The sequence below is a fragment of the Pseudomonas reinekei genome (genome assembly GCF_001945365.1).
Taxonomy (GTDB): Bacteria; Pseudomonadota; Gammaproteobacteria; order Pseudomonadales; family Pseudomonadaceae; genus Aquipseudomonas; species Aquipseudomonas reinekei.
Window position 1 is genome coordinate 202,521 of sequence record NZ_MSTQ01000002.1, and the last position, 10,596, is coordinate 213,116.

10 protein-coding genes are annotated in these 10,596 nt (G+C 59.1%); 4 read left to right on the plus strand and 6 right to left on the minus strand.

Features of this window, described 5'->3' with window-relative positions; translation table 11 throughout:
• Positions 1-23: 23 nt before the first annotated feature.
• Positions 24-2,021, minus strand: a complete 1,998-nt coding sequence (locus BVK86_RS03460) for an alpha-1,4-glucan--maltose-1-phosphate maltosyltransferase (RefSeq protein ID WP_075945098.1) — start codon at positions 2,019-2,021, stop codon at positions 24-26.
• A gap of 204 nt (positions 2,022-2,225) precedes the next feature.
• On the opposite strand from BVK86_RS03460, the gene BVK86_RS29755 reads away from it, so the two are divergent.
• Positions 2,226-2,393 (plus strand): hypothetical protein, encoded by a 168-nt coding sequence (locus BVK86_RS29755; RefSeq protein WP_167371491.1) that lies wholly within the window; start codon positions 2,226-2,228, stop codon positions 2,391-2,393.
• A gap of 44 nt (positions 2,394-2,437) precedes the next feature.
• Here BVK86_RS29755 and BVK86_RS03465 read toward each other — a convergent pair whose 3' ends face one another.
• Positions 2,438-2,938: an MgtC/SapB family protein gene (locus BVK86_RS03465; RefSeq protein WP_075945099.1), complete on the minus strand. Its 501-nt coding sequence runs from the start codon at positions 2,936-2,938 to the stop codon at positions 2,438-2,440.
• A 122-nt stretch (positions 2,939-3,060) separates the two neighbouring features.
• Between BVK86_RS03465 and BVK86_RS03470 the strand changes: the two genes are divergently transcribed.
• The 3 genes from BVK86_RS03470 (at position 3,061) to mapR (ending at position 6,392) form a co-directional block, all read left to right on the plus strand.
• Entirely contained in the window at positions 3,061-3,294 is a 234-nt protein-coding gene (locus BVK86_RS03470) for a DUF3203 family protein (protein WP_075945100.1), read from the plus strand.
• Between the two features lie 193 nt (positions 3,295-3,487).
• On the plus strand, positions 3,488-4,918 hold the full coding sequence (gene ccoG, locus BVK86_RS03475; protein ID WP_075945101.1) for a cytochrome c oxidase accessory protein CcoG: 1,431 nt from the start codon (positions 3,488-3,490) through the stop codon (positions 4,916-4,918).
• Between the two features lie 64 nt (positions 4,919-4,982).
• Positions 4,983-6,392: a GntR family transcriptional regulator MpaR gene (mapR, locus tag BVK86_RS03480; RefSeq protein WP_075945102.1), complete on the plus strand. Its 1,410-nt coding sequence runs from the start codon at positions 4,983-4,985 to the stop codon at positions 6,390-6,392.
• 82 nt (positions 6,393-6,474) lie between these two features.
• On the opposite strand, the gene BVK86_RS03485 is transcribed toward mapR, so the two are convergent.
• From BVK86_RS03485 to BVK86_RS03495, 4 genes are all read right to left on the minus strand, one after another.
• Positions 6,475-7,113: a hypothetical protein gene (locus tag BVK86_RS03485; RefSeq protein ID WP_075945103.1), complete on the minus strand. Its 639-nt coding sequence runs from the start codon at positions 7,111-7,113 to the stop codon at positions 6,475-6,477.
• A 1-nt stretch (position 7,114) separates the two neighbouring features.
• A complete protein-coding gene (locus BVK86_RS29760) occupies positions 7,115-7,279 on the minus strand; it encodes a hypothetical protein (protein ID WP_157720463.1) in 165 nt (54 codons plus the stop codon).
• Between the two features lie 260 nt (positions 7,280-7,539).
• On the minus strand, positions 7,540-8,286 hold the full coding sequence (locus tag BVK86_RS03490) for an SDR family oxidoreductase (protein WP_075945104.1): 747 nt from the start codon (positions 8,284-8,286) through the stop codon (positions 7,540-7,542).
• Between the two features lie 88 nt (positions 8,287-8,374).
• Positions 8,375-10,456, minus strand: a complete 2,082-nt coding sequence (locus tag BVK86_RS03495) for a putative bifunctional diguanylate cyclase/phosphodiesterase (RefSeq protein ID WP_075945105.1) — start codon at positions 10,454-10,456, stop codon at positions 8,375-8,377.
• Positions 10,457-10,596 lie beyond the last annotated feature (140 nt).

Consider the following 10,596-nt stretch of genomic DNA (forward strand, 5'->3'; position numbering starts at 1 on the left):
TCGCCACAGGGTGGGTGGTGCACTCAAGATGCGGTAATCCGCCAGATCCCGAACGGCTGATACGCCGGGTCGATCCGCATGAATTGATATTTGCCATACCAGGTCCAGCGATGCCCGTTCATCAAATCTTCGCCCTGAGTACTGGCATCGTCGGACAAGCCCATTTCCCATAGCGGCAGTTCGAAATTCGCCTCCTGCACGTTATGCGGATCGAGGTTGACCGCCACCAGAATGAAATTGCTGCCATCGGCACTGCGCTTGCCGAAATACAGAATGTTGTCGTTCCAGGCGTTGTAGACCTTCAGCCCCAGATGCGTGTGCAAGGCCGGGTTCTGCCGGCGGATGCGGTTGAGCTGGGCGATCTCGGCAATGATGTTGCCCGGCGCGGTGAAGTCCCGTGGACGGATTTCGTACTTCTCGGAGTCGAGGTACTCCTCCTTGCCCGGCACTGCTGCCGATTCACACAGCTCGAAACCGGAATACATGCCCCACAGGCCTGAGCCCATGGTTGCCAGCACCGCACGGATGAGAAACCCGGGACGCCCGGATTCGTGCAGGAATGCCGGGTTGATGTCCGGCGTATTGACGAAAAAATTCGGCCGGTAGCATTCGCGCCACGGCGACTCATTGAGCTCGGTAAAGTACGTTGCCAGCTCGGTCTTGCTGTTGCGCCAGGTGAAATAGGTATAGCTCTGGGAATAACCGACCTTGCCCAGCCGCGCCATCATCGCCGGCGTGGTAAAGGCTTCGGCGAGAAAGATCACCTCGGGGTATAACGCCCGCACATCGGCAATCAGCCATTGCCAGAAAGGCAGCGGCTTGGTGTGCGGGTTGTCCACACGGAAAATTTTCACCCCCTCCTCGACCCAGCCGACGATGATGTCGCGCAACTCCACCCAGAGACTGGGGATCGCTTCAACGGCATAGAAATCGACGTTGACGATGTCCTGGTATTTTTTCGGCGGGTTCTCCGCGTATTTGATCGTGCCGTCGGGGCGCCAGTTGAACCAGCCCGGATGCTGCTTTAGCCACGGATGGTCCTGGGAGCACTGGATGGCAAAGTCGAGGGCGATTTCCAGCCCGTACTCCGCCGCTGCGGCCACCAGTCGACGGAAGTCTTCGCGGGTGCCCAGCTGCGAGTGAATCGCTTCGTGCCCGCCCTCCTCGCTGCCGATGGCATAGGGGCTGCCCGGATCGTCCGGCCCGGCGGTCAGTGAATTGTTCGGCCCTTTGCGAAAGCTGCGACCGATCGGATGGATCGGCGGGAAATACAGCACGTCAAAGCCCATGTCCTGAATCATCGGCAGGCGTGAGTGCACGTCATTGAAGGTGCCATGGCGCTTCGGATCGTCGGTGATCGAGCGTGGGAACAGCTCATACCAACTGGCGAACTGGGCGAGTTCGCGCTCAACGTCGATGGGAAACTCAGCGCTCAGGCTCAGGTAGGCCCGGTGATCGGCCTGGGCCATCAACTCGGCGCTACGCTGGTGCAGGAACAACGCGACCTGCTCGGTTTCGAGCAGGCCCGACAACTCATGGTGCAACGCCGCCAGTTGTTCGCTCAGTTGGCCTTCGCTGCGTTCGGCGGCTTGCTGAACGTGCAGGCGCCCTTCCTGCAACTCCAGGCTGACGGGCACGGCGGCAGCGTGTTTCTTCTCGAGCTCATAGCGGAAACTGGCGAATTGATCGATCCAGGCTTCGATGCAAAACACATAGCGGCCCTGACCCGGCACCTGGAAGCGGCCCTGCCAACCGTTGTTGCCCAGATCGGTCATGACTTCGCTTTGCCAGGTTTCATCGCCTTCGGCCCGCCAGCGCACGCGCACCGCCAGCTTGTCGTGACCGTCGGCGAACACCTTGCTGGTGACCACGATGTCCTGCCCCACCACGGCCTTGACCGCAAACTGGCCTCCGTCGAGGGTCGGCATGGTGTTTTCAATGGCAATGCGCGGCAGCAACAGCGCTTGCGACAGTGGCATGTGCGGGTTGTAGCTCAGTTCAGTCGGTTTTTCAGCCGTCATCGAGCATCTCTCCTTTACGCCCCATGGACGCTCTTGTGTCTGGATGTCTTCCCGTCGGGCCAGCCGCCCGGCAATGAACTCACTTAGGTTCCGAGCGACTGCCGGCGCGAAAAGTTCATAGGCAATTGGCCGGAATCAATTCCCTCGCCCAGTGGTCAATCAACTTAAGCACGACTCAAGCCATGTGCCACTGGAGGCAGGACGATGAACAATCCATTCCCCGCTGAAACGCCCGATCCGAACATCGACAATCCGGTGATCCCACCGAGCGATCCGCAACCGGTGCCAGAGCAAGACCCACCCGGGACCCAACCGCCGCCCAGGGAAGAACCGCCGACGACCATGCCACCGGTGATTGTTACGCCTGAATAAAGACAGTTCATCGCTGAGCAGAGGAGCCGCGTCATTGCGGTTCCTTATGGTTCCTGGTCTTTTTCGAAGAGCTTCACCACGCGGGGCATCACGCCCAATACCAGTAACGCCAGCAAGGTGCTGAGCACCGCTGTCGCTTCGCGCCCCAACCCCGACGTTAGGCCAATGGCGGCGGTCATCCACAAACCCGCTGCGGTGGTCAGGCCTTTGACGTGGCCTTCATCGCCCTCTTCGTTTTTCAGGATGGTGCCGGCACAGAGAAAGCCGATCCCGGCGATCACGCCTTGGATGACGCGACTCATGGCGTCCGCCTGCGAGCCGGACATTTGCGGCACCAGCACGAACAACGCCGCCCCAACCGCCACCAGCATGTGGGTGCGCACGCCCGCCGCCTTGCCCTTGTGCTCACGCTCGAAACCGAGAATTGCGCCCAGTACCGCTGCCGTCAGCAGGCGCACGGTCACGCGGGTCAGTTGCGAAGCGTCGCCGATGTCGGCGAACTCCGCTTGCAGGGTCACCCAAACTTCATGCCACCACGCGTTCATTGGTGCTGTCCTTGTGAGGGGCTATGGAAGATGGACCGCAGCGACCATTAATCGGTTGCACCGAACGATGGCAGTTTCTGGCGCCCTAACCTTTCAGGCACCCGCTGAAAAAGGATCACGCCATGACCGTGCGCATCGAAAACGAAACCTGCTTTTTCACCACCGAAAATGGCGAGGAGATTCGCCTGTGTCCAGACGTCACCATTGTCACTGACGGGGCCAAAGCCATGTCGGCGGTGGACCTCAACGGCCAGCGCATTTACATCACCGAAGCAGAAGCCGACGCATTGACCGTGGCAGGTGCCATCGATGGACGCCGACACTTGAAGGCCACCGACAGTGATTCGGTGATTTGACCGATCTGGATCAATCACCCGCAAGCGCCTGAGACCCACGTTAAAGGGCAGCTGCGACAGGTGCTTCAACTTGTCGCAGCAACTCCGGCAGCCAGCATCTGATCCGCTTTTTATTGCAATACCTGAGTCTGTTATGCAAACAGATCGCCGCTCATAGTGCTCATGCCTGATGGAGGCTGATGAGCGAAAGACCATGAGCGAGAGAATCCCCGTCCGAAACGTAGACAGCGCACCCACCATCCAGACGTATGAGCCTTCGCGTTCGAAGATGAAGGCCACGTCCATTGACAGCCTGATCCATACCCGCAGCTTCACCGGGCTGTTCCGCACCCTGCGCATAAGCGGCGCGGGTTTTCTGTTCCTGTTGTTTTTCGGCACCGTGTGGCTGAACTGGGGCGGTCGGCAAGCAGTGCTTTGGGATCTATCCGAAAGCAAATTCCACATTTTCGGCGCAACCTTCTGGCCGCAGGATTTCATCCTGCTCTCGGCGCTGCTGATCATTGCCGCGTTCGGCCTGTTTGCGATCACCGTGTTCGCCGGCCGGGTCTGGTGCGGTTACACCTGCCCGCAAAGCTCCTGGACCTGGATCTTCATGTGGTGCGAGAAAATCACCGAAGGCGAGCGCAACCAGCGCATCAAGCTGCAAGCCGCGCCCTGGGGCCTGAACAAATTGATGCGCCGCTCGGCCAAGCACACGTTATGGCTGGCCATCAGTCTGCTCACCGGCCTTACCTTCGTCGGCTATTTCACGCCCATCCGCCCGCTGGCCGAAGAATTGCTGACCTTGCAAATCAGCGGCGTCAGCCTGTTCTGGGTGTTGTTCTTTACCGGTGCGACCTACATCAACGCCGGTTGGCTGCGCGAAGCGGTGTGCATACACATGTGCCCCTATGCGCGGTTCCAGAGTGTGATGTTCGACAAAGACACGCTGACCATTGCCTACGACGTCGCCCGTGGTGAGAACCGTGGCCCGCGTAAACGTGAAGTCAACCCGGCCGAGGTCGGCCTGGGTGATTGCATCGACTGTCAGCTGTGCGTGCAGGTCTGCCCGACGGGCATCGACATTCGCGACGGTTTGCAAATGGAATGCATTGGTTGCGCCGCGTGCATTGATGTCTGTGATTCGATCATGGACAAAATGGGCTATGAGCGCGGTTTGATCAGTTACACCTCCGAGCGCCAGTTGCAGGGTGGCAAGACGCACCTGCTGCGGCCACGGCTGATCGGATACACCGCCGTGCTGCTGGTGATGATCGCTGCGCTGGTGGTGGCGCTCATCGAGCGGCCGATGGTGTCGCTGGACATCAGCAAGGACCGTGGCCTGTTCCGCGAGAACAGTCAGGGGCAGATCGAAAACATCTACAGCCTGAAAGTCATCAACAAGACCCAGCAACGCCAGAACTACCACCTGACCCTTGTCGACAGCGACGGCTTCCAGTTGCAAGGCAAGACCGACCTGAGCCTGGCCCCTGGCGAGATTGTCGACGTGCCGTTGTCGGTGGCGATGACAACCGAACGGCCGAGCAGCAGTTCGCAGAGCATCAGCTTCAAGGTGGTCGACAGTGATGAACCGGGCATCTACAGCGTGGCGAAAAGCCGGTTTGTTGCCCCGATGAGCCGTTGAGCCATTAAACTGCTCGCGAAGAAGTCACCTTGTTTTTTCTGAATGACACCAATCCGGGCTAACGATGAAACGCTACGAAAAATTCGCCGACGACATCGCTGAACTGATCCGCTCCGGCGTCCTGGGTCCCGGCCAGCGCGTTCCGTCGGTGCGCTACGCCAGCCAGACTTACGGCGTCAGCCCGTCCACGGTGTTCCAGGCCTATTACCTGCTCGAGCGCCGTGGCCTGATCCGCGCCCGGCCGCGTTCCGGCTATTTCGTCAATGCCCATGCGCCGCGCCCGTTTTCCGAGCCGGTGATCAGCAGCCAGGTCAACGAGTCCACCGAAGTCGACGTCAGCGAACTGGTGTTCTCGGTCCTCGACTCGATCAAAGACCCGAACACCGTGCCCTTCGGCTCGGCGTTCCCCAGCCCGACCCTGTTTCCGCTGCAACGGCTGTCGCGCTCGCTGGCCAGTGCCAGCCGCGATATGGACCCGCGCATGGTGGTCACCGACATGTCACCGGGCAATCCACAGCTTCGGCGGCAGATAGCCCTGCGTTACATGGTCGGCGGACTGATGCTGCCCATGGAAGAACTGCTGATCACCAACGGCGCCCTTGAAGCGCTGAACCTGTGCCTGCAAGCGGTGACCCAACCCGGCGACCTGGTGGCCATCGAAGCCCCGGCGTTCTATGCCTGCCTGCAAATCCTGGAACGGCTGAAGCTCAAAGCCGTGGAAATCCCGGTGCATCCGCGCGACGGCATCGACCTCGGGGTGTTGGCGCAGACCCTGGAACGCCACCCGATCAAGGCCTGCTGGTGCATGACCAGCTTCCAGAACCCCATGGGCGCGACCATGCCCGAGGCGAAGAAACAGGCATTGGTGGAACTGCTGCGCAGCCATCAAGTGCCGCTGATCGAGGACGATGTCTACGCCGAGTTGTATTACGGGCAGCAGGCGCCGAAACCCGCCAAAGCGTTTGATACCGAAGGTCTGGTGATGCACTGCGGTTCGTTCGCCAAAAGCCTCGCCCCCGGTTACCGGATCGGTTGGGTCGCGGCTGGACGGTACGCGCAAAAGATCGAACGGCTCAAACTCATGACGTCGCTATGCGCATCGATGCCGGCCCAGGCAGCTATCGCCGACTATCTGCAACACGGTGGTTACGACCGGCATCTGCGCAAACTGCGTCATTCGCTGGAAGACCAGCAGAGCGCCATGCTCTCGGCCATCGCCCGCTATTTTCCGGCGCAGACCCGCGTCAGCCAACCGGCCGGCGGTTACTTTCTGTGGCTGGAACTGCCGGAACAGATGGATTCATTGAAACTGTTCCAGATGGCGTTAGCGCAGGGGATCAGCATCGCGCCAGGGCCGATTTTTTCACCGACCCAGCGCTTCAGGAATTGCATTCGTTTGAATTACGGCAGCCCCTGGACCGAGGACTCGGAAAAGGCGATGGAAACCTTGGGGCGGATTGTCCGGTCGTTCTAAAGCTCACCGCAGAAATCCATTGGGCTACACACCCTCCGTGAACCGGGCGGCCACCCTCGGTTCACGGCTTGTTCCATTGATTTCAGCCGATATCGTCCAACGCCAGGACACCGGCGCCCCTGATTTGCACGGTAAATTCAACGGGTAGCGGATCCCAGATAACGTGTTCGGCCCTCAGAACAGTGTCGGAGAAATATTGCTGCTCATCGTTAACAAGCGGCGTTTTATTCCTGTAAAGAAAAGTAGGACCCAAAACTTTATCCTGAGCATCCGCGCGGCTATCCGACTCGCCCACTATTAACTTACGAGCAACATTGAACAGACGCTCGTACCCCTTGCTCAACGCATTCATATAAAACCGAGTTGGATTAACGTCTTGCGTGACAATCAGATTTCCGCTGGACGACGTCAGTCCATTTGTACTTTGCATTCTCTCCATACTCAGGAAATAGCCATAAAATCTCCCAGGGGTGGCTACGCGTAAGGTGTATCGATCATTTTCCGAGCGAAAGTGGATTAACAGCGGCTCAGCATCATCACGATCCGCCACGGTTAAAAAACCGCCTTCGTAGTTGAGCTGACGCTGGTACTCCGTACGTTGAGCCGTGGTAAGGCGCGGGCGCGCGAGCCGCTTCTCCATCAGCTGGTAATTCAATACCAGTGGCTTTCCTGCGAGGAAAAGATGGGCGACAACCGATTTATTCAAATCATCCTGGTTCATGTCAGCCCTCCAGCACAGTGCGTTTACGACGTTCCAGTATCATCTGGTCAGCGAGATAGGCGGCCCCTTGCAGATAATCAACAGACGCCAGCCCGGAATATTCCCGGTGCAAATAGCGCAAAACAAACTCATCCCAAAACAAAACTTCGTCCTTGTAAAGATCCATATTAAATACTCCTTTATTTAATTAACTACCCCGTCAATCGCGAAGCAAGACCGATAATAGTTACAGCACTTCACTCACACAACAAACACGACGAGATTACTTGATACTCAATATATCAAGCAGCACTCAATCTAACTTTAACGGAGAAAAAACGCACCCCGATGAACGAGGTGCGCCAATTTAAAAAGAGGAGTCTTTAATGACGGCGGAGAATGCCAAATGCGAACTGTGGCAAAGCGAAGGCTCACTCTGAATTTGATCTAGCGCCCGCCACCCAGATCAACAAAAGTCCCCGTCGCATACGACGCCTTGTCCGACAACAACCAGACAATGGCCTCGGCCACTTCATCCGGCCGCCCGCCACGGGCCATGGGAATCGCCGATTCCAGCTTGCTGACCCGGTCCGGATCGCCGCTCAGGGCATGGAAATCGGTGTAGATGTAGCCGGGCCGCACTGCGTTGACACGAATCCCCTCACCCGCCACTTCTTTCGACAGGCCGATAGTGAAGGTGTCGAGCGCGCCCTTGGATGCCGCGTAGTCGACGTATTCATTGGGCGAGCCCAGGCGGGCGGCGACCGAGGATACATTGACGATGCTGCCGCCCTGCCCGCCATGTTTGGGGGACATGCGCAGGATTGCGTGCTTGGCGCACAGCACCGGGGCCAGGACGTTGGTCTTGAGGATTTTCAGAATGCGGAATTCGGACATTTCGTCGACCCGAGACTTTTGCCCCACCGTGCCGGCGTTATTCACCAGCGCCGTGACCCGGCCGAGCTCGGCGTCCACCCGACTGAACAAGGCGATCACTTCGTCTTCGATGCTGACATCCGCGCGGACCGCAATGGCTTGGGCACCGAGGGCTCGCACCTGCTCCAGCACGCTTTGCGCGGCTTGTTCATCGGTCAGATAGTTGATGCAGATCCGATAGCCCTGTTCGGCGGCCAACAGGGCGGTGGCGGCACCGATGCCGCGACTGCCACCCGTGATGACGATGACTTTATCCATGCAAGCTTTCCCCCATTCAAGCGTAAGCGGTCGAGGGGAAGAATAACTGTCCTTGGTTTTTTTTGCATGGACCTGCGCCAGCCTCAGGTCAGGCGGTTTCCAGTTGTTCGGCGCGCTGGATTTGCATCATGAAGCGCTCTGCCGGTAACGGATGGCCGAGCAGATAGCCTTGCAGCGAATCACAACCGAGCTGGGTCAGGAAGTCCTGCTGCACACCGGTTTCCACGCCTTCGGCGACGATGCGCAAGCCCAGCGCCTGACCGAGGGCAACGATCGCCGAGACGATGGCCGCGTCATCGCTGTCGCGCTCCAGATCACGCACAAACCCGCGGTCGATCTTCAGCTCGTTGGCCGGCAGTCGCTTGAGGTACATCAGGCTCGAATAGCCAGTACCAAAGTCGTCGATGGACAAGTCGACGCCCATGTCCGAGAGTTCCTGCAATACCGTCATGCTCGCGTCGGCATCGCTCATGGCGGTGGTTTCGGTGATTTCCAGGGTCAGGCTGTTGGCTGGCAAATGGTGCGTGGCCAACGCCTTGGCGACGCTTTGCACCAGCCCTGCGTGGCAGAACTGCAACGCGGAGAGGTTTACCGCGATACGCCAGTCGGTGTAACCCAGCACGTACCATTCGCGCATCTGGCGGCAGGCTTCGTTGAGCACCCAATCGCCAATGGGAATGATCAGCCCGGTTTTCTCCGCGAGGTCGATGAACTTGTCCGGCAGCAACATGCCCTGGGTCGGGTGCTCCCAGCGCAACAGCGCTTCGGCACCGACGGGACGGCCGTTGTTGGCATCGAACTTGGGTTGGTAATGCAGACTGAACTCTTGATGATCCACAGCATTACGCAGGTCTTGCAACAGTTGCAGCTGCTTGCGCGCGTTGCTGTTCATCGAAGCGTCGAAAAAGCTGTAACCGTTTTTGCCCGCACCCTTGGCGTGGTACATCGCCGCATCGGCATTCATCAGCAATTCATGGGTAGCCTGGCCATTACCCGGATACAGGGCGATGCCCACGCTGGCAGAGATCTGCAAATCATGATCAGCGACACGGAAAGCCTGGCCGATCAGGCTGACCTGACGTGCTGCCAGCCCCATCGCGTCATTGGGTTCACTCAGCTGCACCAGCAACACAAACTCATCGCCACCGATCCGGGCCAGCGTGTCCTGGCTGCGCAAGTCCTCGCGCAAGCGCAGGCTGACTTCACGCAACAACTGATCGCCCATGTGGTGACCGAACGCATCGTTGACCGGTTTGAAGCCGTCCAGGTCGATGAACATCAGGGCAAAGCAGCCACCCTCACCGTCCACCCGCGACATGGCCTGATCGATACGGTCGGCCAGCAGCACCCGGTTCGGCAGGCCGGTCAAGGTGTCGTGCAACGCCAGTTGAGTGAGCTCGCGATTGGCCTCGGTCAAGGACTGCGCCAAGGCGGCGGTGCGGGCTTCCAGGCGTGCATCGAGGATCGAGGTCAGCAAGGCGATGCTCAGCACCGCCAGGGTGGTGATCAGTACGAGGTTGTCCAGGCCCTTGCCGCTCAGGCCAGCGGTGGCCGCGCCACAGAAGCTGCCATCGGCAAACTGGGCTGCCGCCATGCCCGTGTAATGCATGCCGACGATGGCGATACCCATGATCACAGCCGCCCCGCCACGAATCAGCCGCACGTAAGGCGTGTGCTGACGCAAGTGGAAGGCGATCCACAGCGCCGCACCGGACGCACCGACCGCGATGAACAGCGAGGCACTGAACAGCGTCGGGTCGTAGTCGATTCCCGGCTGCATGCGCATGGCGGCCATGCCGGTGTAGTGCATGGCACTGATCCCGGCCCCCATGACCAGCGCACCGAAGCCCAGCTGCCACAGCGGCAATTGCGGCTGACTGACCAGCCACAGGGCGAAGCCGCTGGAAAGGATACCGATCAGCAGTGAGAGCAAGGTAATGGCGATGTCGTAGCCCAGATCGATGGGCAAGTCGAAGGCGAGCATGCCGATGAAGTGCATCGACCAGATGCCCACGCCCATGGCAAATGCGCCACCCGCTGTCCATAGATGCACGGCACGCCCCCTGGCCGTGGCAATACGTCCGGTCAGATCGAGGGCGGTGTATGAGGCAAGGATCGCCACACACAACGAAATGATGACCAGCGTGGGGGAATAGCTACCGATGAGCATGGAAAATTCTCAGAATCACCGCCGTATCGCTTCCATTCTCGGGGGCGCAAAACTGGCGATTGTACTGATTCCAAGTGAGAACGCACTCACAAAATGAGCAAATAGCCATCAAGGCGATGAAACGCTTGTTTGATCTAACG